This is a genomic window from Alteribacter lacisalsi, assembly GCF_003226345.1.
GTDB classification, from domain to species: Bacteria; Bacillota; Bacilli; order Bacillales; family Salisediminibacteriaceae; genus Alteribacter; species Alteribacter lacisalsi.
In genome coordinates, this window is record NZ_PDOF01000004.1 from 70,295 (window position 1) to 96,132 (window position 25,838).

The 25,838-nt window shown below is 49.5% G+C and carries 32 protein-coding genes; 14 read left to right on the forward strand and 18 right to left on the reverse strand.

From position 1 onward, the window contains the following. Positions 1-119: 119 nt before the first annotated feature. Positions 120-437, forward strand: coding sequence for a DUF3243 family protein (locus CR205_RS18550; RefSeq protein WP_110521651.1), 318 nt, complete (start codon positions 120-122; stop codon positions 435-437). Positions 438-793: 356 nt separating this feature from the next. Here CR205_RS18550 and CR205_RS18555 read toward each other — a convergent pair whose 3' ends face one another. From CR205_RS18555 to CR205_RS18565, 3 genes are all read right to left on the reverse strand, one after another. Further along, the gene (locus CR205_RS18555) at positions 794-2,269 is read right to left on the reverse strand and encodes a catalase (protein WP_110521652.1); all 1,476 of its coding nucleotides are present in this window, start codon (positions 2,267-2,269) and stop codon (positions 794-796) included. Between the two features lie 341 nt (positions 2,270-2,610). Beyond that, positions 2,611-4,044, reverse strand: coding sequence for an MATE family efflux transporter (locus CR205_RS18560; RefSeq protein ID WP_110521653.1), 1,434 nt, complete (start codon positions 4,042-4,044; stop codon positions 2,611-2,613). Beyond that, positions 4,022-4,486, reverse strand: coding sequence for a MarR family winged helix-turn-helix transcriptional regulator (locus CR205_RS18565; protein WP_110521654.1), 465 nt, complete (start codon positions 4,484-4,486; stop codon positions 4,022-4,024). The genes CR205_RS18560 and CR205_RS18565 overlap by 23 nt, the downstream gene beginning before the upstream one ends. Before the next feature lie 189 nt (positions 4,487-4,675). Here CR205_RS18565 and CR205_RS20355 point away from each other — a divergent pair, with 189 nt between their 5' ends. The 5 genes from CR205_RS20355 (at position 4,676) to CR205_RS18590 (ending at position 7,031) form a co-directional block, all read left to right on the forward strand. Beyond that, complete coding sequence (locus tag CR205_RS20355) at positions 4,676-4,993, forward strand: hypothetical protein (protein WP_161524835.1); 318 nt, start codon at positions 4,676-4,678, stop codon at positions 4,991-4,993. Positions 4,994-5,126: 133 nt separating this feature from the next. Beyond that, positions 5,127-5,309 (forward strand): hypothetical protein, encoded by a 183-nt coding sequence (locus CR205_RS18575; protein ID WP_110521655.1) that lies wholly within the window; start codon positions 5,127-5,129, stop codon positions 5,307-5,309. A gap of 350 nt (positions 5,310-5,659) precedes the next feature. Continuing rightward, positions 5,660-6,175: a YusW family protein gene (locus CR205_RS18580; protein ID WP_110521656.1), complete on the forward strand. Its 516-nt coding sequence runs from the start codon at positions 5,660-5,662 to the stop codon at positions 6,173-6,175. An 84-nt stretch (positions 6,176-6,259) separates the two neighbouring features. Beyond that, the gene (locus tag CR205_RS18585) at positions 6,260-6,481 is read left to right on the forward strand and encodes a hypothetical protein (protein ID WP_110521657.1); all 222 of its coding nucleotides are present in this window, start codon (positions 6,260-6,262) and stop codon (positions 6,479-6,481) included. Positions 6,482-6,584: 103 nt separating this feature from the next. Further along, the gene (locus CR205_RS18590; RefSeq protein WP_110521658.1) at positions 6,585-7,031 is read left to right on the forward strand and encodes a DUF4385 domain-containing protein; all 447 of its coding nucleotides are present in this window, start codon (positions 6,585-6,587) and stop codon (positions 7,029-7,031) included. Positions 7,032-7,108: 77 nt separating this feature from the next. Here CR205_RS18590 and CR205_RS18595 read toward each other — a convergent pair whose 3' ends face one another. The 5 genes from CR205_RS18595 to CR205_RS18615 form a co-directional block, all read right to left on the reverse strand. Beyond that, positions 7,109-7,300 (reverse strand): hypothetical protein, encoded by a 192-nt coding sequence (locus CR205_RS18595; RefSeq protein ID WP_110521659.1) that lies wholly within the window; start codon positions 7,298-7,300, stop codon positions 7,109-7,111. A 17-nt stretch (positions 7,301-7,317) separates the two neighbouring features. Further along, positions 7,318-8,163 (reverse strand): 1,4-dihydroxy-6-naphthoate synthase, encoded by an 846-nt coding sequence (locus CR205_RS18600; RefSeq protein WP_110521660.1) that lies wholly within the window; start codon positions 8,161-8,163, stop codon positions 7,318-7,320. A 1-nt stretch (position 8,164) separates the two neighbouring features. Beyond that, the gene (locus CR205_RS18605) at positions 8,165-8,803 is read right to left on the reverse strand and encodes a futalosine hydrolase (protein ID WP_110521661.1); all 639 of its coding nucleotides are present in this window, start codon (positions 8,801-8,803) and stop codon (positions 8,165-8,167) included. A gap of 161 nt (positions 8,804-8,964) precedes the next feature. Beyond that, on the reverse strand, positions 8,965-9,690 hold the full coding sequence (locus CR205_RS18610; protein WP_110521662.1) for a hypothetical protein: 726 nt from the start codon (positions 9,688-9,690) through the stop codon (positions 8,965-8,967). Positions 9,691-9,808: 118 nt separating this feature from the next. Beyond that, complete coding sequence (locus tag CR205_RS18615; protein WP_110521663.1) at positions 9,809-10,669, reverse strand: VOC family protein; 861 nt, start codon at positions 10,667-10,669, stop codon at positions 9,809-9,811. Positions 10,670-10,958: 289 nt separating this feature from the next. Between CR205_RS18615 and CR205_RS18620 the strand changes: the two genes are divergently transcribed. After that, positions 10,959-11,165 (forward strand): hypothetical protein, encoded by a 207-nt coding sequence (locus tag CR205_RS18620; RefSeq protein ID WP_110521664.1) that lies wholly within the window; start codon positions 10,959-10,961, stop codon positions 11,163-11,165. 35 nt (positions 11,166-11,200) lie between these two features. On the opposite strand, the gene CR205_RS18625 is transcribed toward CR205_RS18620, so the two are convergent. Beyond that, positions 11,201-11,575 carry a rhodanese-like domain-containing protein gene (locus tag CR205_RS18625; RefSeq protein ID WP_110521665.1) on the reverse strand — a complete coding sequence of 125 codons (375 nt, stop codon included), beginning with the start codon at positions 11,573-11,575 and terminating at the stop codon, positions 11,201-11,203. 133 nt (positions 11,576-11,708) lie between these two features. Here CR205_RS18625 and CR205_RS18630 point away from each other — a divergent pair, with 133 nt between their 5' ends. Then, positions 11,709-12,350, forward strand: coding sequence for a uracil-DNA glycosylase (locus CR205_RS18630; RefSeq protein WP_110521666.1), 642 nt, complete (start codon positions 11,709-11,711; stop codon positions 12,348-12,350). 129 nt (positions 12,351-12,479) lie between these two features. Here CR205_RS18630 and CR205_RS18635 read toward each other — a convergent pair whose 3' ends face one another. After that, positions 12,480-13,520: a DUF4367 domain-containing protein gene (locus tag CR205_RS18635; RefSeq protein WP_110521667.1), complete on the reverse strand. Its 1,041-nt coding sequence runs from the start codon at positions 13,518-13,520 to the stop codon at positions 12,480-12,482. Between the two features lie 66 nt (positions 13,521-13,586). Then, positions 13,587-14,696 carry a tetraprenyl-beta-curcumene synthase family protein gene (locus tag CR205_RS18640; RefSeq protein ID WP_236634905.1) on the reverse strand — a complete coding sequence of 370 codons (1,110 nt, stop codon included), beginning with the start codon at positions 14,694-14,696 and terminating at the stop codon, positions 13,587-13,589. 195 nt (positions 14,697-14,891) lie between these two features. On the opposite strand from CR205_RS18640, the gene CR205_RS18645 reads away from it, so the two are divergent. From CR205_RS18645 to mbcS, 5 genes are all read left to right on the forward strand, one after another. Further along, positions 14,892-15,263 carry a cyclic-phosphate processing receiver domain-containing protein gene (locus CR205_RS18645; protein WP_110521668.1) on the forward strand — a complete coding sequence of 124 codons (372 nt, stop codon included), beginning with the start codon at positions 14,892-14,894 and terminating at the stop codon, positions 15,261-15,263. 522 nt (positions 15,264-15,785) lie between these two features. Beyond that, positions 15,786-16,055, forward strand: a complete 270-nt coding sequence (locus tag CR205_RS18650; RefSeq protein ID WP_110521669.1) for a hypothetical protein — start codon at positions 15,786-15,788, stop codon at positions 16,053-16,055. A gap of 5 nt (positions 16,056-16,060) precedes the next feature. After that, complete coding sequence (locus CR205_RS18655; RefSeq protein ID WP_110521670.1) at positions 16,061-17,707, forward strand: solute symporter family protein; 1,647 nt, start codon at positions 16,061-16,063, stop codon at positions 17,705-17,707. 23 nt (positions 17,708-17,730) lie between these two features. Next, positions 17,731-18,279, forward strand: coding sequence for a YIP1 family protein (locus CR205_RS18660; RefSeq protein WP_110521671.1), 549 nt, complete (start codon positions 17,731-17,733; stop codon positions 18,277-18,279). 291 nt (positions 18,280-18,570) lie between these two features. After that, on the forward strand, positions 18,571-20,154 hold the full coding sequence (gene mbcS, locus CR205_RS18665) for an acyl-CoA synthetase MbcS (RefSeq protein WP_110521672.1): 1,584 nt from the start codon (positions 18,571-18,573) through the stop codon (positions 20,152-20,154). 173 nt (positions 20,155-20,327) lie between these two features. On the opposite strand, the gene CR205_RS18670 is transcribed toward mbcS, so the two are convergent. Beyond that, complete coding sequence (locus CR205_RS18670) at positions 20,328-20,852, reverse strand: methyltransferase family protein (protein ID WP_110521673.1); 525 nt, start codon at positions 20,850-20,852, stop codon at positions 20,328-20,330. Between the two features lie 400 nt (positions 20,853-21,252). Here CR205_RS18670 and CR205_RS18675 point away from each other — a divergent pair, with 400 nt between their 5' ends. Next, a complete protein-coding gene (locus CR205_RS18675; RefSeq protein WP_142669913.1) occupies positions 21,253-21,840 on the forward strand; it encodes a TetR/AcrR family transcriptional regulator in 588 nt (195 codons plus the stop codon). Positions 21,841-21,961: 121 nt separating this feature from the next. Here CR205_RS18675 and CR205_RS18680 read toward each other — a convergent pair whose 3' ends face one another. The 6 genes from CR205_RS18680 to CR205_RS18700 form a co-directional block, all read right to left on the reverse strand. Beyond that, positions 21,962-22,207, reverse strand: a complete 246-nt coding sequence (locus CR205_RS18680; protein ID WP_110521675.1) for a stress-induced protein, KGG, repeat-containing protein — start codon at positions 22,205-22,207, stop codon at positions 21,962-21,964. 157 nt (positions 22,208-22,364) lie between these two features. Beyond that, the gene (locus CR205_RS20760) at positions 22,365-22,490 is read right to left on the reverse strand and encodes a hypothetical protein (RefSeq protein ID WP_268877439.1); all 126 of its coding nucleotides are present in this window, start codon (positions 22,488-22,490) and stop codon (positions 22,365-22,367) included. Next, the gene (locus CR205_RS18685; protein WP_236634906.1) at positions 22,487-23,047 is read right to left on the reverse strand and encodes an HAD family hydrolase; all 561 of its coding nucleotides are present in this window, start codon (positions 23,045-23,047) and stop codon (positions 22,487-22,489) included. Before CR205_RS18685 ends, CR205_RS20760 begins: the two co-directional genes overlap by 4 nt. Then, a complete protein-coding gene (locus CR205_RS18690) occupies positions 23,047-23,835 on the reverse strand; it encodes a class I SAM-dependent methyltransferase (RefSeq protein ID WP_110521676.1) in 789 nt (262 codons plus the stop codon). The genes CR205_RS18685 and CR205_RS18690 overlap by 1 nt, the downstream gene beginning before the upstream one ends. Then, the gene (locus CR205_RS18695; RefSeq protein ID WP_110521677.1) at positions 23,835-24,590 is read right to left on the reverse strand and encodes an amidohydrolase family protein; all 756 of its coding nucleotides are present in this window, start codon (positions 24,588-24,590) and stop codon (positions 23,835-23,837) included. Before CR205_RS18695 ends, CR205_RS18690 begins: the two co-directional genes overlap by 1 nt. 13 nt (positions 24,591-24,603) lie before the next feature. Further along, complete coding sequence (locus tag CR205_RS18700; RefSeq protein ID WP_110521678.1) at positions 24,604-25,800, reverse strand: MFS transporter; 1,197 nt, start codon at positions 25,798-25,800, stop codon at positions 24,604-24,606. Between the last annotated feature and the right edge of the window lie 38 nt (positions 25,801-25,838).

A 25,838-nucleotide genomic window follows, 5' to 3' on the forward strand; every position in this document is an offset into this window, starting at 1 on the left:
CGTAAATCCCCGGCAGCCGGGGATTTTTTGTTTTATTTCGCAAAACGAAATGTTTAGACCTGTCCAAAAAGAGGAAAAGCCCACCAGAACCAACAATACTATTCTGGAGGGATGTACGAATGGCAAATACACAGCAGCAGGCACAGGAAAAAGTGGAAAAGATGGATCAGAACAAGAAGGAGCAGATTCTTAAGGATTTCAACGAATTTGAAAACTATCTGGCAGACAAGATTAACAAAGGTGAAAAAATTGGTTTGGGTGAAGAACAGCTAGCGAAAGGTGCCGAGCGGGTTGCCGAGTATCTGAAGAATCACGAAGAGCCGAAGAACAGTGAAGAAAAGCTGCTTCAGGAAATGTGGAAGGTAGCTGACGATGAAGAAAAGCACAAGATGGCCCACGTACTCGTCAAGCTTGCAAAAAAAGATGGCAACGAATAGTTTTGTTATGAACTTCTGCCGGCGAACCCGTTTCGCCGGTTTTTTCTTTGTGCATTCAGGCGACTGAGGCCAGGATAAATGGAAAGTATTCAGATGATAATGCAGCAAAAAAGGCTGGGACAGAAGTATTCATACAGTCGAAAATCCGAACAATCTGCAAGCGGTGCAGATCAATCACAGCTGAAATATACACCGCTTTCCGCGGGAAGCGGCTGAGCCCTCGTGTGATTCGAACTGCGGGGTGTCATCAATGCTTTTCCTCCCGCAGGAGTCCGCGTATATTTCATCCGCTAAAGCTTTTTGTCCGGATTTTCTTCTATACATTTTACTTTTGTTCCAGCCTCTTCCTATTCATGTTATGGTTTGGTATGCTGCTTTGCCGCTTCGATATAAGAGGAAATATCCACATCCAGCTTATCGGCAAGTGTTTTCCCAAGCTCTTCATCTGCCCGGTAGAAGTTGCACACTACACGCAGCACAGTTTCTTCTGCCACATCACCTAAATCGTCAGTTAGGTTACGGATCACCGCCTCCTGCTCTTCTTCGGAATACCTGCGCCATACCTGACCGGCCTGGCCGAAGTCGTTCTGCTTTTCAATCGGCTGCCTTCCGGTTACACCTTCAAGTTTCTGCCGGTACTCCTCCTGGGACTTGTCTTCTTTCGGTGTAGTCTCATAACGGTTCGGCTCATAGTTAATACGGTCTGTCTGCTGGCCGACCGGCATGAATCCATCACGCTGATTATTGTCCACTTTTGCAAACGGACAGTTGACCGGAAGCTGGAGGTAGTTTGGTCCGATCCGGTGACGCTGCGTATCTGAATAGGAAAACAGACGCCCCTGAAGCATTTTGTCTTCGGACGGTTCAATTCCCGGTACAAGGACACCAGGGTTGAAGCCGACAGACTCTGTTTCCGCAAACACATTATCCGGATTCCGATTCAGTTGCATCGTTCCCACGTGATGATAAGGGAAGTCCTCTTCAAACCAGTCTTTCGTTGTATCAAGGGGGTTGAAGTCAAAGCTGTCAAGATCCTCCGGTGCACAGAACTGGACATAAAGATCCCATTCCGGATAGTCACCATTCTCAATCGCCTGATAAAGGTCATTGGAGGCATGGTTAAAATCTTCTCCCTGGACTTTCGTGGCTTCATCGGCAGAGAGGTTTTCAATACCCTTTTTCGGCACCCAGCGGTATTTTACGTAAGTCATATTACCGAATTCATTCACCCATTTAAAAGCATGGACACTTGATCCGCGCATGTTGCGGTAGGACGCTGGAATCCCTTCATCGGAAAACAGGTGAAGCATCATATTCGTCGATTCCGGACGAAGGCTCATAAAATCCCAGTAGCGGTCCGGATCCTGAATGTTCGTTCGAGGGTCCGGCTTTAGTGCGTGCACCATGTCCGGGAATTTCATAGCGTCACGAATAAAGAAGACAGGAAGATTGTTTCCGACGAAGTCATAATTCCCTTCCTCTGTGTAGAATTTAATAGAGAATCCGCGAGGGTCACGCAGCGTCTCAGGAGAGTGATTCCCGTGAATAACAGTGGAAAAACGAACAAAAACCGGTGTTTCCTCTCCTTCATTCTGAAGGAATTTGGCCTTCGTATATCTTTTCATGCTGTTTTTCACTTTAAAAACGCCGTGCGCTCCTGCTCCACGGGCATGGACCACACGCTCCGGCACTCTTTCACGGTCAAAGTGTGCGAGCTTTTCTATGAGCTGGTAATCTTCCAGAAGGGTTGGGCCATTCTGACCTGCCGTTCTTGAATTCTGGTTATCTTCTATCGGAACGCCCTGGTTTGTCGTAAGCTTTCTGTTGTTCATCAATACATTGCCTCCTGAATAAGTAAGATTTGATCTGCATTCACTTTTTTAACTCCGACAGCTTTAATAATAATGATTTTTATTTAATAATGTCTAGTGATACACTCAGGTGAAGTGTAGGATCTTGCTTAAGATTGATTGTTCACATTTTCTTAATCTCAGTTGAACCTTCACGTTTTTCAATCAAAAACAAATAATGACAGCTTATAAATGATATTCCACATCGTTCGACACCTTAAACCTGAGCCGTCCACCGTTCCTGCATGCAAAAAAAGACCCCGGCTGCACAGCCGGAGTCGTATTCAGGATCTCGTATTTCTCTTCTCTTTTATCTAAGGAATCTATACTCCCTGGGAAGCCGCTGACTTCTGCCTGACAGAAGGCTGTATACTTTGACGGGGGGGAGGCGGCGGAAGATCATCTCCCTTCGTTCGGATAAGAAAGATCCTCCGGTCCCGGTAAAGATAGAACATAGACAAAGCAAAAGCCAGAACATCGGCAATCGGAAACGCGAGCCAGACACCTGTAACCCCAAAGTAATGAGGCAGGATCAGCACCAGCGGAATTAAGAACAGCACCTGACGGGCCATGGAGAGAATCAGTGCCGGACGTGCCATTCCAAGCGCCTGATAGATTCCTCCACTCACAACCTGCACGCCGATCAGAATGGCTGCTGCAAAGATAATCCGGATCCCTTCCACACCGACAGCAATCGTAGCCGGGTCTGTTGTAAATATCCGCATAAACCAGTGCGGCACGAACATAGCAAGAAGAAAGACGCCGATGGAAAATACGGTCACAACTTTCAGGCCGAGCCAGACGGTTTCCTTTAACCTGTCATACTGCTTTGCCCCGTAATTGTAGCCCACAATCGGCTGCATCCCCTGCAGCACACCAAGCATCGGCATCAGGGTGAACATGGCGATTCTTTGAACAATCCCGAATACCCCGACATAAAAGTCCCCGCCGAAGCGGATGAGCATCGCGTTAATGGCAATCATCATCACACTTCCAGCCACCTGGCGGACAAGCGCAGGCATCCCTATGACAATCACTTCTTTAACAACACGAAAATTCAGCCGGAAATCAGCCAGTGCCGGTGTGAGCGAACTTTTTCCTTTTACAAAGTACTGAATCGTGACAATGGACACTGAGGCCTGGGCAATAACCGTGGCAATCGCTGCTCCCTGTACGCCCATATCAAGCCAGATGATAAACACGGGATCAAGAAGGATGTTGATCACCGACGGGATAATCATCGTCATCATGGCAAATCTGGCGTTTCCCTCGGAACGGATAATACTGTTGGTCGCAAATGCAAAGGAAAAGAAAATGGTTCCCAGCATAATCGGAAATAAGTACTCTGTTGCATAGCCCAGAGTGACAGGCGTCGCTCCGAACAGAAGAAGAACCGGTTCGAGTATCGTAAAAGCCCCGATAAAGCCAATGACGCTGAAGATGATGATCAGTGTCAGAATATTACCGAACACCTGATTCGCTTCATTCCCGCGCCCTTCCCCGAGCCGCCGGGATATGACTGAAGCTCCGCCGATCCCGACCGCTGCGGCAACAGCCATAATGATCAGCATAACCGGAAAAGCTATCGTGACACCAGCGACCCCCTCAACCCCGACAAACCAGGAGATAAAGATCGTATCGACGAGGTTGTACAGCCCCATTACGAAGACACCAACCATCGCCGGTATCGACATATCGCGGAGAAGCTTCGGAATTGGTTCGGTACCGAGCCGCCTACTCTGTTCTTTCTGATCCATCCGTCTCTCCTCCTTCCTCATTCAGATTCTTCTGCATCCGTTTCATCCACGAAATCATGATTTGTTTTTCTTCACTGGAAAAACCTTCAGTAAGCTTCTGCTCGAGGGTTTCAAGCTTTTTCATGAACTTTTCCTCCAGAAGTTTACCCTTATCTGTAATCGTAACGATTTTTGTTCTGCGGTCCTCTTTACTAGACTCTTTTTCAATCAGCTCGTGTTTAAGCATCGATTCAATAATGCCGTTCATCGTCGAACCTTTCACGTGGAGCCAGCGCTGAAGCTCGGACTGCTTCTGGTCCCCTTCATGAAACAGAACATAAAGCACGCTGGCCTGTGCCGACGTAAGCCCCAGTTCAGAAAGGTTTCTATTATATTTGTTTTTCAGCAGATGGCCGACCATGCTGATTTGATGGCCTGCCATTTGTTCCAGCCGGCTTGTCATAATTACTTAGCCCCCTAATTAATATCTCCCTTTATTTAACCATGTGATGCCTGTATAATCAATGATTTGGTTCAAAAAAGATTAGCTAACTAAAATTCCGATAATTGAAATACCTCCACTATCCTGTTTATGCTGTCAGAGCCAGGGGTATTCTGAACATAAGAAAACCATCCTATGGAGGAATTAACCATGAAAAAATTCGGACTATCTATTGCAACACTCGCACTTGGAATGATGATTATCGGATGCGGAAACGGTGATAACGGTGAAGAAGAGGATATCGGCACCCCGGTGGATAACGGGGAGGAAGAAGATGAAGATGAAGAAGGGCTCGACGTTGAGGAACTGCAGGAAGAACTCGGTGAAGACGATGACGAAGAAGATGAGGAGGATGAAGAAGAAAACGGTGACGATGACGAAGATGAAGGCACTGACGAAGAGGACGAAGACGACAGTGACGAGGAAGATGAAGATGAGGAGGATGAAGAAGACGAGGAGGATGAATAACCGGAAGCTGTGCGCCTCGCGTACAGCTTTTCTGCTGTAACACGCCATTCCCCAGACTTGTTTATCTCCCTCTTTTCCCGGGTACTTGCCGAAGTATAAACAGCAGTTACTATATTTAAAGGAGGGATCTATTATGAAGAAACTCAACCTTACTCTTGCCGCCCTTGCTCTTGGCGCCATGGTTACAGGATGCGCTGTAGATGATGAGGAACGGGATGCAGGAGATCAATCAGACGTTTCCGATCCAGGTGGAGATGATGATGTTCCTGAAGTGGATGAGGATGAAAATGGTGAAGATGACGATGAGGAAGATTAACCCTGAACCGTGCGCGCTGCGTGCGGTTCTTTTTTACGATGGCTCTGTTAAAGCTTGATGTTGTTTTTTAGAGAAAGTTGATTGGAGCGAACGCCCGACACTCCTGCGGGAAAAGCACCGACGGAAGACCCCGCAGTGCGTTTTTCCCGAGGAGGCTGCAGTGGTGCCCGCGGAAAGGGAGGGCAGGGAGCGGAAATCAACAATAGATTTTAACAGAGCCTTTACGATAAGAGCCGGCCGGGGGCCCGGCTCTTATTCATCAGTCCCCCTCTCTGTAAAGACCGCGTATAAACAATCCGTTTATTGTACATCCTATCCGGTGAAATATACCAATTTATGGAGGAATACGTATGAAGCGCTTTTTACTTACGATCGCTGCCCTGGCCTTTACACTTATTTTTACTGCCTGCGGGACAGCCAATGACGCTCCGGAAGAGAACGGGACCACCGGTGATAATGGGGATATGGAGCAGGATGATGAATTTGACATGGATGATGAGGATGATAGTACTGCTACAGACGAAATGGCAGGCGGAGACTGGTATGAGGACCTTAATTTCTCTGATTTCGAACTCGAAGTAGAATATAATGGTGACGAGTACGAAGCCGAGTACGAGTATAATAACGGCAATCCTGAAGCAAAAATTGAAGATAAGCAGGGCGGCACTGAAGAGGAAATCAGCGGGCAGGAAGCGCTCGATGAACTGGAGCCGATTCTATCAGACCTTGAGCTGAACGCTGACATGGACGAGCAGGAAATGATTGATACTGTTCTGACCGCCTTCAATCTTGATGATAACTACGACAAGTTCGAGCTTGAAGTGGAATTCTTTGACGAAGGTAAAGTCGAGGTCAAGGACGAATAGCATCAGGCATCCGGCACAACGGTGGAAGATCACTTCCACCCGTGTCATACTGGAGGGCAACAGTGACGGTTAAGGAGTGTTTCGGTGCGAAAAACAATTAAAGAGGTCAGCGGTAAAATCCTGCCTGACGATCCGGTTTATGACCTTACGGACGTCTCCCCTAACGAAATGGCTGTTCTTGACCTTGCATTAAAGGACCGGGCAGACATTATGCGTCAGGTCGCGCAGGCTGAAAAAGACAATGCTGAAATGTACCTTCAGATGGCCGAAGAAGCCGAAAATCTTCGGGAGGCCATTAAAAAATAGCCACCTCCCGTTTTATCCACCATCTCCTCCCTGTGCGGGAGGAGGTTTTTTGTTCTTCTTCAGAGGGAAACGCTCTGTAAACTGCAGAACTGGAGGATATATGATGGCCTTTGACTACGATCAGGATTTCGACTCGATTGATTTCAGAAAGCAGCCAGAGAAATACCAGGTCGGACGCGGGGAACAAGGTGTTCTTCTCGTTGAACCTTATAAAAGCGAGATTCTCCCCCACTGGCGGTTCAAAACCCCTGAAGCGGCCAAAGAATCATCGGAGAAAATCTATCAGATGTTTGAGGAATACCGTGAGAACGATGATTTCGTCGGCATGGATATGGCCCGAAAATTCATCCAGATGGGCTACACCAGAGCTCGACGCTACGCCAATTATAAAGGCGGTAAAAAATACGATAAGGACGGGAACATCAACGAACGGGACATCGATGATGAAAAAGCCCAGTCTGCCCACATTTTCGAAAGGAAATGGATTAAAGTACGGGAAGATGAGGATTATCTAAAACGCAAAAAAGCACACCAGAAGGAGTACGGTTAATTCATGTTGCCGATTAACATGCATGCACTAAAAAAACCGCCCCGTTTTTGAATAAGGGCGGTCTGACGGCAGTTCATCTACCACTGCTGGTTTTTGATCATCAGGAGCCCGTGGGCCATCAGGCCGAGTCCGATCCCAACGCCAACACCCATAAGCAGACCGAGCCAGATGACGTGGATTATAAAACCGGTAATCAGGCCGAGAAGCAGGCCAATACCTAGAAAGAACAGATAAAAAAGGACAAGTGATTTTTCAAGTAGTTTAGTCATCAGCAAATTCTCCTGTCTCAGCGGCTGTAGGTTCGAAGCTTGTTAGGGTCGAATGGAGGAACAATTCCTTCCTCTGCCGCCCTTCCCAGAAGTGATTCCACAGCAGCGTAGCCTTCTTCCCCAAGATTCCGGGTAAATTCGTTTACATAGAGCTCAATATGAGCGTTAACCACGTCTGGCTCCATTTCCTGTGCATGCTCCAGCACATAAGCCCGCGAGGCTTCGGGGTCCGCCCACGCTTTCTCAACCGATACCCTGATCCAGTCTTCCAGACGGGGAAGATCAGCCATGTCCCGCTTCGCTATAATCGCCCCGAGCGGAATTGGGTGGCCGGTTTCTTTTTCCCACCATTCTCCAAGATCGGCCAGCATCGCAAGGCCGTATTGTCCGTAGGTAAACCGCGCCTCGTGTATGACAAGTCCGGCATCAACCCTGCCGTCCCTGACGGCAGGCATAATTTCATCAAACGGCATGATGCGGATCTCACCTACTCCGCCGGGCACCGATCCTTTTGCCCAGAGCCTGAAAAGCAGATACGCCGTCGATCGTTCACTTGGTACAGCAACGGTTTTGCCGGCAAGCGACTCAGGGCCGGCACTTCCTTCTGCCGTAAGCACGAGCGGGCCGCAGCCCCGCCCAAGAGCGCCTCCGCACGGAATAAGGGCATAGTCATCGAGAACCCAGGGCAGTGCCGCAAAGGATATTTTCATGACCTCGGGACCTTCACGGTCGATCGCCCAGTGATTGGTTATATGAATATCGGCATACGTGACGTCAAGCTCCGGCGCTCCTTTAATAAGCCCGTGCGCCAGCGCATGAAATGTGAACGTATCATTTGGACATGGGGAAAATGCTATTTTCATCTCAGAAAACCTCCTTTAATTTTGCCCCGGCTTCTGTAAGTCCGACAAAAGCCTCTTTGATCTTCCACGCTTCCCTGTCTCTGGGTCCAACCGGATTGGAGATGGTTCTCACTTCCGCAAATGGGACTGAAAAAGCTTCCGCGGCTGCAGCAGCACCAAAGCCTTCCATTGCTTCACAGACGGCATCGGGGTAGCTTTGAGCCAGATGGTCCGCTGTCGCGGCTGAGCCTGTGACAGTCGACAGCGTCAGAACATCTCCTGTAACTGCTCCGGGAATTGCCCGCTGAAGTTTTTCCAACGTCTCAGGATCACAGGCATACGAGGACGTACCGAACCCAAGGGATTCGATTGCCACAAATCCATCAGCCGTTTCCGCCCCAAGATCTGCCGCCACGGACCGGCAGCCGATTACCGTTGCGCCAATTTCGGCCTTTCCTCGAAATCCGCCCCCAATTCCCATATTCAACACAAGGTCAAAACGCCTTTTTCCCAGTTCCTTCGCTGTCCGAGATGCCGAAGAAGCGATCCCGGCACCTCCTGCAATCACCGTAAACCGTGCGTCACCTTCAAGCCCTTTTTCGACAGCTTCTTTTTCCCCTTCCACTGCCGTTACAATGAGTATGTTATGTAGGTCAGTCATTTCGTAATCCCCTCTGTGTACAGTTATGTTCAGTGTACCAAGAGACGGCTGAAGAAGAAAGGACAGGTCTCCCGAAGCGGGAAGTCCATTCTTTTACGACATTACCTGCAGTTTAAACAAACGTTTATTTAACCGGGACTTTTTGGCGACCAGTGGCACAGTCAGACGAAATACAGGAGCAGTGTGTAAAGAATCACTCCTGCGATAAACGCCCGGTAATCACTTTCGCGCTCTTCTGGAAGCTCCTCTTTCAGTACAGTGAGGACCATCGTACCAGCGAGAACGGAAAACAAAAGAGCGACTCCGTGTTCATTGAGTTCAGCAAAAAGGCTGAGCAGCCAGCCGAGAAACACAGCTGCAGCGAGTGTATACCGGCCATATCGGTCGTACTCTTTTCTGTGCGTCTGTCTGAGGCCGTGGTCATTGGAAACAAAGTGGACCGAGAGAGCGATAAAAAAGAGCATCATTTCCGTAAGTGTCTGATTGTCGCCTCTTAAAAGCAGATAGCCAATCAGAAGATTATAAGAGAAATAGGAAAGCATATGAATTCTGAATATCCAGGGTCCTTCCGCCTCCTCCCGATCCCTGTTTGCCTCGTGTACTCTTGCCGTCCGCTCCAGTCCATAAAAAAGCGTAAGACCGGCCATGGCTACAAGATAGACGTGGTACTGACCGATTCCCAGAACTTGAAATTCCGCTTCTGCCAGCGTTTCATCATAAGCATTGAGCTTTGGGAGAATGTACATAAACACGTAAGCGATAGAAACCCCGCCCGCAACCGACAGCACCTTACTCCGCGGCACTTTCTGGAGAAAAGTAACGTACCGCGAAAACAGATGGATGAGTATAAAGCCGATTACACAAAGCAGACTGATCAAATAGACCATGGCGCCAACCCCTCTCCCGGTTCTATTCCCATACCGGAGACAGGTAAACGGCGTCACGTATCCTTAAATGAGAAGAACGCCTCATCCCATAAAGGACAAGACGCTCCTGCCTCATTTTTTAAAGTGTGATCAGACGGATGAGGTTTTTTGAAGGATCTTTCACAGCATAATGCCCTTCACGTTTCACGATGTCAAAACCGAGATTATCAAGCCTTTCGACTGCCGCTGTTCTTTTTTCCTCATTCGGAAAAGCCAGATCAAACCACCGGATCCCGGCACTGCTTGCGGCGGGAGCTTTTGCACCGCGGCTGTTCCAGGTGTTCAAGCCGATATGGTGATGATAGCCGGATGAAGATAAAAAGAGGGCGTCCCTGCCAAACCGGCACACCAGGTCCAGACCGAGTCCTTCTTTGTAAAAACGCTCGGAAGCCGGCAGATCGGCTGCCTGCATATGAATGTGACCGAGTTCAGTTCCCTGTGGCAGACCGGACCACGTTGTGTTTTCCGCAGCTTCCATAAGTCCTTTTATGTCCAGGGGCTCAGACGTCATATAAACCGAGCCTCCCTCCCATTTCCACTCGTCTGCGCCCCGGTCTGTATAGACTTCAATTCCGTTTCCATCAGGATCCGAGAAATATACAGCCTCACTCACATCATGATCCGACGCCCCGTGAAGAGGCACACCGCGCTCCGTCATGTACCGGATAAAGCGCCCGAGATCTGCCCGTTCAGGAAGAAGAATGGCAAAGTGGAACAGGCCGGTTTCATATGGTCGTCTCGGGGTCACACCTTGACCTTCTTCAATGGTGAGAAACGGTTGTCCTCCTCCTGGCACCAGCAGCTGCACGACACCTTCCCGTTCCTCTTCTGCCTGAAAACCAAGCACAGTCGTATAAAATGACACGGCTCTATTCAAATCCCCGGTCTTAAGACGCAAGCCGCTAGCAAAAACGGCAGGCGCCTGATGAAATCGAGACATTTGGACTCCTCCTCAGTTTACTTACTTTTTGTAAGTTAATTATACTGCCGCCTGGAAAAGAACACAAGAGAAGATCCTCGCCCGGCTCCTCTTGAATCATTTCGCTGTCCAGGTCACCTCGTTTTTAATATGATTCGGCTTTTTTCATATCATTTCTCGTCTTCCGGCTACCGCTTTAATACGACACTACTTCTCTCAGTTCCTTCCTCCACACATGCACACTCCGCTCTGCGGCAAGAATGAAGTTCTGGTAAACTGAAACCAGACTATTACCCCAGGGGGGAACAGCATGTCTAATCAGCTGTCTAAATTTTTGATTCTTCTTTTCATCCTGCCGTTCCTAGCCACTTCGCTAATCTGGCTCAGGGACGTGCGAAGTGGTGACGCCATGCGGGTGATTGAATACGCCCCGATCCTCCTTGTCTGGATCATTGCTGCATTTATCGGCTTTCAGATCTGGCGGCTCATCAAAGACCTGATCGCTTCCAGAACATAGTAAAACCTCTCCGGTCCTGTTTCCGGAGAGGTTTTTTACACTTCCTGCGTCTGCTGACGGCAGACATACGTACTGTTTTTTATCGAAAATCCCTTTACTTGGATTCCGCGCTTTTTCAGAAAACGTGCAGCCAAATGAACATCTACCATGTCAGATGCGACCAGATAGACCGGCTCCGTCCCGGCTTCCATGTATTGGCGGTACATATAAGGCATCGGGATATTAACCGCCCCTTCAACTGGCGCGGTATGCACGGTCTGGTAATCTCTTATATCAAGAATTCTCGCGTCTTTTTTGGTCATCAGTGTGTCCATGCTTACGCACGACACACGGAACAAAGGCATGTACCGGCGGTAAAGAAAACGTCCGGCAATTGTGGCCGCCGTTAGAACGAGCAAAATCTCCAGCACACGATCCCTCCTTTTTAATCACAGCCCAATACCGATAGGGGTATTAATAAAGCCGCATAACTTCGCCTGCTAAAGGGAAGATACCATATAGAAAGACCACTGACAATGTTTTTGCATAGGGAGGAAAAAGTGTATGCGCATCCCCGAATCACTTGCCGAACTTGGGAAAAAGCGAATGGGTGACCGGCCGGTTGAAGGATTTGTATATGGAGGAGGTCCTGAAAACCCTGCTCTTATGCTTGTTGGCGAAGCGCCCGGAGAAACCGAAATTTACGATGGACGCCCCTTTACCGGCAGAGCGGGCAAAGAACTGATGGCGTTTTTAAAGCGCCTTGACCTTACAAGGGAAGATGTCTATATTACAAGCGCAGTCCGGAGCCGGCCCTACCGGTGGGGGGAGAAACGGACCCGCGACGGGCAGACGGTGAAGCGTAAATACAACCGCCCTCCTACAGCAAGGGAGATTCTTGCCCACGCCCCGGTACTTGATTACGAGATTGCCAATGTAAAAGCACCGGTCATCGTCACACTCGGTAACGTAGGATTGAAGCGCCTGGCCGGAGCGGACAGAAAAATCTCCGACTGTCACGGCCGGCTCCTTGTTCAGCCTGTTCTCAGGCTCGGAGAAAACGGGCAGTTTGAGTGGACGGAAAAAGAGTACCGGGTTTTCCCCACGTTTCACCCGGCTTCCATCTTTTATAACCGGAGCCTTCTCGAAAAGATTCACAGTGACCTCAATCAACTCCAATCGATTCTGAGCGGAGAACAAAACTGACCGGACAGGCGCTACCCCTTTCCGTCCGGTTTTTTTATTTAATTCCTTCTTAACCTCCAGCGGTGCCTGAATGCCGCACGCTGCGGCAGGAATTTAAAAAGGCCGCCTGGAAATTCAGGCGGCCAGCTGTTACTCCAATCCTTCAGCTACTTTCAGAAGTTCCTCGTCAGAGAGATCTTCCCCGAAACTTAACAGCTCATACTGCACCTCTTCAGCCGTCCAGCTGAGGATGGTCATATCATAGACAGTAATACGCTCCCCTTCAAGATCCCCAATCTGAATCACTTCTTTATCTGCTTCTTCACCCAACCCATAAGGATCCTCCGTGGTTGAAATGGAAAGAGTAAAATACCCGAGTCCGCCATCGGTAAAATCGAGCATCGCAGCTTCACCGCCGCTTTCCTCGTAATGGAAGGCACTCTCAAATTCAAAGCCCTCAGGCAGATAGGTGAATTCCGGAACCGGCATATCCGTCGTCTCACGAAGCTCATCAAGTGACAGCATCATCGAATCGAGTTCATCTTCCCACGTCTGAACCTCCGCTCCTTCAGGAATCTCATACGCAAAGAAATCGTCACTCAAATCCAGGTTATATTCAATTTCTGTGTACACCATGGATGACGTAAAGTCGTCACTCTCCCACTCCATTTTAAGTGGCATGTAGGTTTCTTCATCAATCCAGATTTCATAGCTTACTTCTCCGAACATGGCAATCTCTTCTTCATCCACTGGGGTCAGGGAAAGGTGGATCGTATCCCTTCCTGCGATCGTTTCCTTGCCATGGGCCGTTACATCGTTTGATTCCATCATGTCTGTGAGCATTTCACGCATCATTTCTGACTGATCAGGCATGTCTTCGTCTTCCAACATCATCTCATCCATAATGAAAACACTGTTTTCCTGAGAATCGTAGAACCACGTTGTTTCACCGTCTGAGACAGAAACATAATCATCATACTCATAACGGTACTGATCGCCTTTTACCCACTCTTTATAGAAGCTGGTTTCTTCTTCACCATCATAAGTAAAACGGCTTTCCACCTCTGCGTAGTAGCTGTCCAGATTCTCCTGCGCTGCTACTGCTTTCTCCACAATTTCATCTGTGTTCTCAACAGCACAGGCTGCAGTAAACAGAAGCACTGCGCCAAGTGTAAATACGGTCTTTTTCATTTTTCTCCCCCCGGATCGTTCCTCTCTCCTGATTATACCATCTTCCCCAGACAGTAACAGGAAAAATTACTCAGTTTTTCCTCCAGCAGCCGAAGGGGTTTCCTCTTTGTCCGACACCTTCCGGAACACCCAGGAATTGAGATAAAAGAAAACGGTGGACGCACCGCCAAAGCGGATCATCCGTCTGGCTGTTCGTTTCATTTCAGGATCGGTCTGAACTTTTTCATCGGCCAGATAAATGGCGATGATTCCTTTATTTATTAGCTTATGAAAACCGGCATCAGGCATCTCTCCCAGACGCTTTTCAGCCTCGGCCTTAAACCCGCTCATTCGCTCGACCATATCGTCTTCGTCCCGGTAATAGGTGCAGAAGTTCAGCTCATCGTCTGCCAGATCCTCTTCCTGATCGATAAAATAGTCTAGCAGAATATGAAGCCCCTGGGCATATGGGAAATAGCACGATTTAATTCTGTGTGCTTCCTCCTCGTTAAGCCCCCCTTTTGATGCATAGGCGGCAAGGGTGTAGACGCCAAGTGTGGATCCCGTCCCGGCAGCAAACTCATACCAGCGCATATTCCGGACGTCCGGCACCTGCTGCTTCGTTTCCTCATACCATTCCATAAGAAACGGTTCCCGGTCTTCTTTCTTTACGTGCTTATAGACTTGAAGATTCCGGTAATGAAGGGATAACTCCTCCATCGCAGACTGGGCCTCGGCAAACGATTCAAACGTCTGGATTTTTTTCTGACAAACGGCAACAAGCGAGGAGAGAAAACCGTTATCTTCTTTTTCTGCCCGGTGTTCATAGTAAACATCTTGCAGTGTCCCCGGGGCAAGAGCCTGGCGGAGTGCTTCATGAAGGGAGCGGAAATCATTCGGATCGAGCGATTCACTCTGGTCACACAGACTATCCAGATAGTCACAGATAATCTGGTACGTCACGATAAACCAGAGCACATCGCTCCGTTTTTCCTCATCTGTAAGAAGGGCGAACACACCGCCGCCCTCACTGTGAAAGGTGTTTTCGTCTATACTTTCGAGTGCAAATTCCCTCAGTTCGTCATTCTCTATTTGTTCGGCCCTGACCCGCCATTCTGCGAGTATATTATGTACTTCAGGTACGATTTTTTTATAAACGTGATAAACCATGGTCCACATTGTCTTTGGCGCTCTCAACAGTCTTCCCCCTGTCTCCACTTGTATTTCTCTGTCTCTATTATCCTTTGAAATGCCGGTCAAACGCAAGAGGAACCATGGGTTCCCTGAAGGCGTCATTGTTTTTACTGCCGTTTTATGGTATTATAAAGGATACAATTAAATAGCTGACACGTTCCTGTAAAGACACGACCAACCTGAAGGAGGGTCAGACCAATGGAACAGCTTTATGTATTCTTAGATGATTACCGCGCAGCTCCTGAAGGCTATGTGCTCGTCACTACGATCGATGAGTGTAAAAAACTTCTCAAGGAGCATGACATTCGCCACCTTTCTCTTGATCACGACCTTGTGAGCAAAGAACGAAACGGTATGATGCTGGTTAATATGATGGTAAATGAACACCTCTATGCTGATCGGATTACCGTCCATTCCGCAAACGCCGTCGGTGGAAAGAACATGTACAACAGCCTTAGACAGGCGAAAACTGATCACAAAATGCCTCTTGCCACAGAAGTTTCCCTCAGACCCCTGCCGCTCCATTCCTATCCACAGCACATGCTTCGTCATTACGCCGTCTCTGAATAATTCCGCTCCGAATTTGTATTCTCCTATAATTTGATATAAAAAAATAAGCGTCAAACCGTACCGGTATCCGCCCATTCCGATCCGCATGAACGACTAATTGCGAGTGACTAATGCTGCAGGCTGCCGGTTTTTATGTGTGAATGAAATTTACATAAAGCTGGTTTGATTATCGGTTTCACCGACCTTCCCCACTTGAAAACAGGCCAAATGGCACCGTAAAACCAAAGTATAAATATACCTAAAGTCCAGGATGTGTTAATTTTCTAAATATTTAAATTTCCACATTGACACCTTTGTATGAAACCGTTTACAATACAAAAATAACGAGTTCTATATTTTTGAAAGGAGGAGCAGGATACATATTCATACAACATAACACCTGTTTACTCATTCGTTCGGTAAAGGTTCACCAGGTACAAAGGACAATGTTGAGGACACGTGGTGTTCGTCGACTGAGCACTCAGTCAGCCTTTTCCCTTATGACCGTCCTGCGTACCAAAACCAGCTAAAGGAGGCAGAGAATTGCGCGCGTACAAAAAAGAAGTCCGTTTTACTGTCATTATGTCCGCTTTATTCCTTGCAGCAGGGAATGTGGGGCTCTTTTTCTCCATTTTTCCCGTGGAAGGCATGCTGTTCGGCTTTCCTATTATGTACATCGTTCCAATTTTGTCCGGGTGGTTCGGAATCTTTGTTCTGACCCTCGTCGCCAGCCGGATGGGCAACCAAATTGACGAAGAAATTGAACGGGAAAGCATCCTTGAAATTGAAGAACGGAAACGGAAAGGGGCCTGACAGACATGGGAGAAGAAGCCTGGCAGTTATCAAATCCATTATTAGGTGTTGCGGCCATTGTCGCAACGTTTCTATTATTCTACGTGGTCGGATACATATCCAACCGTAAAAGTTCGTCCGTTTCGGATTTATATGTGGCCGGTGCCACCGTTGGACCATTTACAAATGGTCTGGCTATGGCGTCAACCTACATGAGTCTTGCTACTTTTCTTGGCATTACAGCACTTATCCTGCAGCTCCAGGTGCCGTTTATTATGCTGTGGATTCAGCTGATTCTGGCGATTCCACTCATTACGATTATTTACGGAACGAGCCTTCGCCGTATGGGCGCATTCTCCCCGACTCACTTTGTCCGTGAGCGGTACGGCATCTCGGCATCTATTATTGCAGCACTGTTTATGATTCTCGTGTCCATTATGTACGCTCTTGGTCAGATGATCGGAATTGCCCTTGCCTTTGAGACTGTTCTCGGGATTCCCTATCTGACCGGTCTGATTGTCGGCGGGCTGATTATCGTCGGCTACATTACGATCGGGGGAATGGCAGGGGCGTCCAACAACGCCGCAATTCAGATGGTCATTATCGCCCTTATGTTTATCATCCCGCTCGGTGCCATCATGAAAGCAATGGGCGGAAGCGGCTGGTTTTTCCCGCCACTTCTTTACGCTGATATGGTACCGGCTATGCTCGAAGCCATGCCGAACTTTTTTGATTATCAGTATTCAACGAAATGGTACGTGAGTCTGATCGCCCTGACGATTGGGTCACTCGGCCTCCCTCACCTGGCGATGCGGATTTACACAGCGAGCAGCTTAAGAAGCGCCCGCTCTGCGATGGTCTGGTTCGCATTTGTGATCGGGCTTGTGTTCTCCGCTACGTACGCTATGGGCTTTGTAGGTGTGTATGCGACTGAAACACAGGGCGTTGTCATTTCCCAGGCTGATGCTGACAAACTGACGATTATCCTGAACCTGGTCTATAACCCTGAATGGGTATCTGCTCTTGTTATCGCGGCCGCAATTTCCGCCGGTCTCTCCACACTGAGCGGAAACCTGCTGGCCATCGGAGCCCTGCTGTCCCAGGATATTATCACGACACTCAAACCGAACATACCGGAAAAGAAACGGGTCCGTCTCGGTTACGCAGCCATTTTTACGGGAGGGGTTGTGAGTATCCTTCTGGCGATTAACCCGCCTGCGTTCCTTGTGGTCAGTATTTTATGGGCATTCGGCCTCGCCGGTGTCACGATTGCGCCTCTTATTCTTGTCGGTGTCTGGTGGAAGGAAGCAAACCGGTTTGGAGCGATGGCATCGTCTGTCATCGGGGGAGCCCTTTACATTATCGTATCGCCTTTCGTTTTCCCAAGCGTAGTGATGACCGGTCACTCGGTCACAGACGGAATGGGACTATCCGGAGCGATGCTTGCGATTCCGATCAGCTTTATCCTGCTGATCGTCGTTAGCTATGTTACAAACCGGATGCCAGCCTTCCGCTCTAAACTGAGCACAAAAGCAGATCACGAGCTGATTGAGCGGATTCACGGCTGGAAAGAAGTCAATCCGGCCCGGTACAACAGCACAGTTGGGGCTGCAATCACAGTTGTCTTCTTTACTGCCATTGCCATCTGGGCCGCAATGCCTTGGAATATGTAAAAACGATGAAGGAGTACACCACGATGATTGGAAAAATGATGATCCTTGACCCGCCTGCATTCAGGCAGTTTTTCGAAATTAAACATTCAAAGCTTCTCAGCCAGCTGATCGTCTTCGGTCTCGGCCTCGCCTACGGCGCAGCCGGGATCGCGGCGAATGCCGGCTTTATTGCCAGTTTTGAAGGGGACCTGCTCAGAAATGTGCTCGTCCCCCTCATCTTTTTGTTTTTCGGTCTCCTTTCCGCCTGGATTACAAAAATCGGCCTCACCGTTCTGTTATGGGCCGGGGCAAGAGGTTTTGGCGGACCGGGCAGAATGGCACATGTGTACCGGGCAGCATCGGTTGCGCTGATTCCGGGCATACTCGCTCTTCCCCTTCTCACCGGAATGAATGTGAACTGGCTTACAATTCTCGCCATGATCTTTGGCGTGGCATGGATGTTTCTCATTTGTGTCCGGATTCATGAAGCAACCCAGGGCTTTGGCGGCTGGAAAGCGTATGCGGCTGTGTTCGCCGCGTTCGTCTTTTTTGCCAGTATCTATTATCTGGTCATGCCGACCGGAGCTCTGTAAAGAAAAGGCTATGTCAAGGTTCAGCTCTATATTGAAGCGAATGCGCGACACTCCTACGGGATAAGCGTGTTCAGGGAAGACCCCGCAAGGCGCAGCGCGCCGAGGAGGCTTCCGAACCGCCCGCGGAAAGGGAGCGCAGTGAGCGTAAATTAAAAGCATCCTCTATCAATACGAGCCATCTACAGAAAAAGAAGACGTAAATCGTCTGAAAAATAAAGGGAATTCACGATCAAATCGTGAAGATTACCAGATAAGCCATCTCATGAAAACCAACATAAGGAGGCACTACATATGAACAGAGAAGAACTGATTGCACCTGCGCAGTACAACATTACCGAAGAACTGAACCGTTTTGCCCACGATGAATCCCGTGAAGCCATCCGCTGGCGCGACGCAGAAGGCAGCCGCCGCTCGGTTTCCTACAAGGAACTGGTCGAAAAAACGAACCAGTACGCTCTTGCCCTGAAAAACCAGGGAATCGAAAAAGGAGATAAAGTCCTCATCATCCTTCCAAGACTTCCTGAAGCCTACATGACCTATCTGGCTTGTCTGAAAGCCGGAATTGTGGCCATCCCAAGCTCGGAAATGCTCCGGAAAAAAGACCTTCTTTACCGAATCGAGCACGCAAACGTCAAAGCGGTCATTTCCTACTGGAAAACCACCTCCGAAGTAAACGCCATTGACGAAAAACATCCCGCCCTAGAGCGCAGATTCATCGTCGGCGGCGAAGAGGAAGGCTGGCAGTCCCTTGAGACTCTGGCGGAATCCGAGTCCGTTGATTACGAGGGGGAAGCCACCTCAAGTGACGACATGGCGTTTCTCTCCTACACGTCCGGAACGACAGGCAATCCAAAGGGCGTGGTTCACACTCACGCATGGGGCTATGCCCACGTACGAACCTCCGCCAAAAAATGGCTCGGTGTTGAGGAAGGGGATCTCGTCTGGGCCACCGCAGCACCAGGCTGGCAGAAATGGATCTGGAGTCCGTTCCTCTCCACGATAACCCTCGGGGCAACCGCCTTTGTGTACCACGGCGGCTTCGAACCAGACACGTACCTCGGCATGCTTGAAAAAGAAAAAATCAACGTGCTCTGCTGTACGCCGACCGAGTACCGTCTCATGGCAAAAGTGGATAATCTCGCTTCGTACAGCGTCCCTCATTTAAAGAGTGCTGTCTCTGCAGGGGAACCGCTGAACAGTCCTGTTATTAACGCCTTTAAGGAAGCTTTTAACATTTCTCTCAGGGACGGCTACGGCCAGACCGAGAATACGCTGCTCGTCTGCACCACGGAGGACATGGCCATCAAACCTGGCTCCATGGGCAGACCGACACCGGGCAACCCGGTGGAGATTATCGACGAGGACGGAAAGCCGGCCAAAAACGGTGTTGTCGGGGATATCGCCGTTCACAAAGACTGTCCTGCTCTTTTCAGAGAGTACTATAATGAGCCGGAGCGCACACAGACCGCTTACCGAGGGGACTGGTACCTTACCGGAGATCAGGCCTCCCGGGATGAAGACGGCTATTTCTGGTTTGAAGGCCGGAGTGATGACATCATTATCAGTTCAGGGTACACGATCGGACCGTTCGAAGTAGAGGATGCCCTGCTGAAGCATCCGGCCGTCCGCGAATGTGCGGTTGTCGCTTCTCCGGATGAAGTGCGCGGAAACATTGTCAAAGCCTATGTTGTTCTTCGGGAAGAAGGCCGCACCGGTGACGAGGCGCTCGTTAAGGAGCTTCAGAATCACACGAAGGAAATTACGGCTCCTTACAAGTATCCCCGCGAGATCGAGTTCCTCGACGAACTCCCGAAAACTACTTCAGGTAAAATCCGCCGCATCGAACTGCGGATGAAGGAAAAATCAAAAGCATAACAAAGCTCCCCCGCCGCTGATGTCAGCTTCGGGGGATTTGTTATGCTACGGGCTGCCGGTAAGTGTGGGTGTTCCATATTTTGTGCTTATCTCTAAATCTGAGCAGGTTTTTCTTAAATTGCAGGCCTTCCTCTTAAGATAGAGCGTTATTTCTTAAAATGGCCTCCTTCACACTACTCCCCCTGCCTCCAACCTGTCCGCCGTGGCAGAAGACGGGGGACGTTCCGCCTATACTCCCGGTACTCATCTCCAAATTTTTTCTCCAGCTCCGGCTCCTCACCTACAATGAAGTAGGTGTAATTGATCGTCGAAAACAAAGCAAACCAGCCGGCAAGCCACACGGAGCCCAACAGGATGGACTCCCCAAGAAGGATACAGACCACCCCGCTGATCATCGGATTTCTCGTATACCGGTACGGCCCGCTCACGACAAGCTTTCGCGGCGCATCCCACGGTGCAAGTGTTCCCTTTCCCCGCTTTGCAAACTGCCGGACGGTCAGTACGACGAGCAGGAGTCCAAACAGCACAGCAGCCAGGCCTAGTCCACCAACCAGGAATACCAGCCCTCCCTCTGTTCCCCATACAAACTGAAACGGCAAAAAGTATAAAAGTAAGGATGGAATGATGACCGTAACGTTAAAAGGCAGGAGCAGTACTGCTGCAGCGTGTGATACCCATGACGCCTCTTTCTTTCCCATATGAACCCCTCCTCATAATTAACACTGTGTTGATTAACGTTCTTAACCTCTATTATAATTGGCTTATACGCGGTTACAATACACAGCTTTGTCCAGAGTGTCCTGTACTGAACAAAGAATATTATTTTGTTTATTAATGATAAGGATCTGTTAATGCTTGATGTTGTTTTTTAGAGAAAGCTGATTGGAGCGAAGGCCAGACACTCCTGCGGGAAAAGCACCGACGGAAGACCCCGCAGGGACGAGCGGTTACTTCGAGAGACCGCTTCGAAGCAATTCTTGCAGAGGAAGAAGCAGGGTTACTGCTTTGCCTGCTGCAGTGGTGCCCGCGGAAAGGGAGGGCAGGGAGCGGAAATCAACAATAGACTTTAACAGAGCCAAAGATAAAAGAGGTGATCGGATGAAGGAAAAAGCAGACCGGAGAGTCCGGCGAACCAAGGAGCGGATTCTGGAGACACTTGCTGTTCTGATTGAAGAAAAAGGATTAAACGGGGTTACAGTGAAAGATCTGACCGAGCGGGCGGACATTAACAGAGGAACGTTTTACCTCCATTATCAGGATAAATACGACCTGCTGGAAAAAAGTGAATCCGCTCTCATTAGAGAAATAGGGCGTATTTCAGCCGGCATCAATTATACTGACCCGGCTATCTGGGATGAATCCACCGCCCCTCCCGAAGCAGCCGCTGCTTATTTTGCCTGTTTAAAACAGCACGGATCTTTCCTTAAAGCCATCATGGGACCAAAAGGAGACCCGGCCTTTCAGGACAAGCTGAAAAAACTAATGATCGACAATATTAAAAAAGCCGCTGGAAATCAACTTCCGGCAACCTTTGAATATCTGACTGCTTTTATGGTTTCCGCTCACCTTGGCGTTGTACAGCACTGGCTGGAAACCGGTATGAAAGAAGCACCCAAGGAAATGGCCGCACTTCTCGTTTCAATGAATAAGTCCGGTCCCTTAAAAGCAGGCGGCTTTAAATCTTGAACATCCGGCTCTTCTTCTTTGACTTTCGGCTTTCTCCCTGTTATTCTGCAAACAAAGAGGACAGCCTTCTGCCAAAGGCTGCCCTGCAAACGTTTTGGGGAAACGTTGTATTTACATCGTTTTAGTTGGAATTGTTTGAACTTCCGGAATTACCGGAGTTACGCCCGCCTTTTTGGCCAATATCTTCATAGTGCTCTTTGCCATGCTCCTGGCGGGTTTTTTCTCCACCCTTTTCTCCGATCTCTTCGTAAAACTCCTTACCGTGCTTCTGCTTCGTCTTTTCGCCGCCTTTTTGACCTGCTTCCTCATAGCTCATCTTGCCGTTGTTGTTGCTGTTACTGTTGTTGTTGTTTTTGTTCTCTGCCATCTTCAATCATCCTTTCTGATAGAGTATTTTATGTTACATAGAACTAGATACCACGTCCGTTTCGTCTCAAAACCCATGATCCGGATTTATTTCCACTCTCGAACAAAATAGGAAGATAGTTAGTATATTAGAGAGAGCCAGTCGTATTTTAGTACCATTAGTCACTTTCCTCTGATTGCTGAAGCCACTCTTTACACACGTCTGACAGCTCCCCCAGCCCGTCAATTGTCCAGTCCGCTTCCGCTGCTTCCCAGTATGGATCCCTTTTCCACACTCCCCTCATTCCTGCCCGCCTTGCAGCCGCCACATCATTTTCCGATGGTCTCCGACAAACAGGCACGCTTCAGCCTTTACTCCTGTTCTTTCACAGGCTCTTTCAAAAATGGCCCGATCCGGTTTCCGCAGGTCTTCCTGTTCTGAAATAAGGACTGTGTCAAAAAAGTCCGTTATGCCAAGCGCCTCCACATTGGCCAATTGAAAGGCGGTCCGCCCGTTTGATATGAGACCAAGGGCAAGCGATTGCTCCTTCAGACTGGTAAGAACGTGGGTAAGACTGTCAAACGGGACGCAATGCTCGTGGAAGCGGCTGACATAGTCTCCAAGCAGCTCGTCAGCAGATACACCGTGTAAGTTAAATTCTTCTATCATCTGTGCATAGACTTTATCCTTCCAGACGTACCCCCGCTTTTCGAGCTCTTTAAAGCGCCTGTGAAAAACATCAAAAGGCACATGAAACATTACTTGTTCATACCTTTTATACTGCCCTGCCAGAAAACAATCCACCGAAGCATCTCTGTTCAACAGTGTTCCGTCAAGATCAAACAGTACAGCCCGCTGCATCAATCCGCCTCCTTTTTTACGCCGGTCCACATCGTCCAGCGGTCTTTTTCTATAATCGGCCTGCCTTCTTCCAGCCGGCCGTCCATATAGGTAATCAGCTCTCTGAGCTCACGGTTATTGAGTTCATGAAGGAGGCTCCGTCCCTTACGCTTGGCCAGATCATCAAGCAGTGCTTCTTTTCCATCATACTCTCTTCTCGTCTCCCACAGGTGAGCAGAAGTCACACTGGTAAAACCGGCCGCCTTAAGATGACCGGTCACTTTTTCCGAATGCCAGCGGCGCTTTTTTTCCACTTCTGCAAGACAGGGAAAACAAGTGAAGATCCAGCCTCTGATGTGGGTCTCACTTCCCGGGATGAGGCAGTCTTCAGGCGTGCGGTCCTGCACGGCAACGATCCCGCCGGCACGCAAAATGCGCGAGGCCTCTGCGAATGCGCGCGCCAGTTCAGGCAAGTGGTGGATCACAGCCCGTATGACTACCAGATCAGCCTGCCCGTCTTCAAGTCCTGTGTTTTGGGCTTCGCCATAAACGAAACGAAGCCGCTCGTCGCCCCCTCTGTCCGCTCTCGCTCCTGACAAGCTCGCTTCTGAACTATCGATTCCCGTCACCGTATGAGCCCCCAGTTCAGCCAGCGCTTTTGAATAAATCCCGCCGCCGCAGCCCACATCCACAGCATTTGTCACTGAGCGCCCAGCAAGAATTTTTCTCATGTACCTCTTCCACTCTGAACCCGCTTCCCTGTCCGTATACGTGCGGCTGTTTTTGGGATCATGAAAGTTTATTCCCATTAGGTTTTCTCCTCCTCTGTACCGTACCAGCAGGCACCGTTATCATAAAGCACGCGCCGGGCTTCTTTTTCCCCTAATGCCTCATAAATGATCTCCACATCACTTTTACGAAAGGGCCGCGGGGCACGTGTTGATGGAAGGTCAGTTCCGAACATGAGTGCTTCCGGATTGGCCCGGTGGAGCTCCTGAACCGCTCTTTTTACATCGAAGGTCACACGGCCGAATCCGGTCGCTTTTACCCGGACACCAGCTGCCGCCAGCCGGACAAGATCCGGCAGCCCCTCTTCCGACAGGCCGAGATGATCCACCGAGACGGCCGGCAGCCGTTTCAGAACCGGAGCAAGCTCGCCCAGTTCCCGGGAATCGATATACAGTTCAGTATGCCAGCCCGCAATGCCGTAAACCCGCTGGGCCGTTTTTTCAAGCCGAGCCAGCTGCTCCCTGCCTCCCCGTTTAATATTAAATCTGACAGCCCTGATTCCGGAACGATGCAGGGCTTCGATTTCCCGATCCGAGACAATTCCAGGAAGCTGGGTTACACCTTTGAATGATGGACCGAGCTTCTCGAGTACGGCGGTGAGGTACGTCTGGTCCTCCCCCTGAAATGAGCCTGAAACTACCGCTCCCCCTTTTACGTTTAGACCGCGGACAGCTGTTATGTAATTATCGACCGTAAAAGGCGCAGGGAGATATCCTTCGTTACGGATCAGCGGGTAGTTCGGGTCGATGATATGAAGATGAGCATCAAAAATCATCCATCTCTCTCCTTTATGCTGCTGTTTTGGTGTAACGGGTAAAGTCTTCTTTTCCTGACATCACAAATGCAAAAACGAAACAGAGGGCAACCGGAACCGCAAGTGTGGGATAAACAAGATTCGCGCTTCCCTGCCCGGCAATCCAGCCCAGGGCCGGTGCGCTCACCGCCACTGACGTTTGATTGCCAAGCATTCTCAAACTCGCCATTCTTCCGTGAAAAGCCGGTTCGGTAGCCATCTGCTGGACAGCCTGCAGGAGCACCCGAATCCACGTGGTGCCGAGGCCGATCAGAAACACACCAAGAAAGGACACACTCATGTGAGGGGCAAACCCTGTGAGCAGAAGTCCGGCAAACACGAGAACGAGAGAATAGGCAGCCACACGATTTTTGCTCGTTTTCCACCACCACGCACCGACGAGACCGGCAAGGGCACCTCCGGCTGACAGGGACGCATCAAGAAATCCGTAGACTGCGGCCGGCTGCATGAGATAATCTGCCGTATAAACAGAGAGAAAACCAAGACTCGAATGAAACACAAGCTGCCCTGTAAACATGATTACAAACAGACGGAGCAGAAAACGATTCCTGTTTACGTAGCGGAAACCATCAGTTAAATCCCTTAGGACCGTCTTTTTCGCGGAAGGCTTTTTTTGAGTAACCGATTTCAGGAAAAACAGCGCCCCGGCCGCTGACGAGAACGCGGCCGTCACCAGTCCCAATGAGCCTGTAAGCGACAGGACAGCAAGAAGCAGTCCCCCCGCTCCCGCACCGGCAAGGCCGCCGATAATGGCAGCAGAAGCGCTTCGGGAAAACACCTGCGGAAGCTCTTCTTTCGGAAAACATTCTGCAATCAGCGCCTGAATGGCAGGACGGAACAGGGATCCCGCCGTCTGAACAGTCATGTGTACAGCAAAGATGATGACAGGTCCGACAGTATCTGCTGCAGATGCTACCAGCAGAACGGCAATGGCTGCAGCACTTACACCGACCGCGATGATCGTCAGGCTTTTCCGGTCGAACCGGTCAACAAGCACGCCGAAGAAAAGGTTTAAAAATACGCCGGGAAGAAAACCGAGCCCAACAAGGACGCCTGTAAAAACAGCGTCACCGGTGATGCCGTAAAGAACCCACGTGACGGTGACAAAGTACATAGCACGTCCGAACTCGGACATGAAAAATGCAAAAAGTACATATGGAAATTGTTTCACCTTCTGTCACCACCATTGGTTTGAAATCATTCATCTGC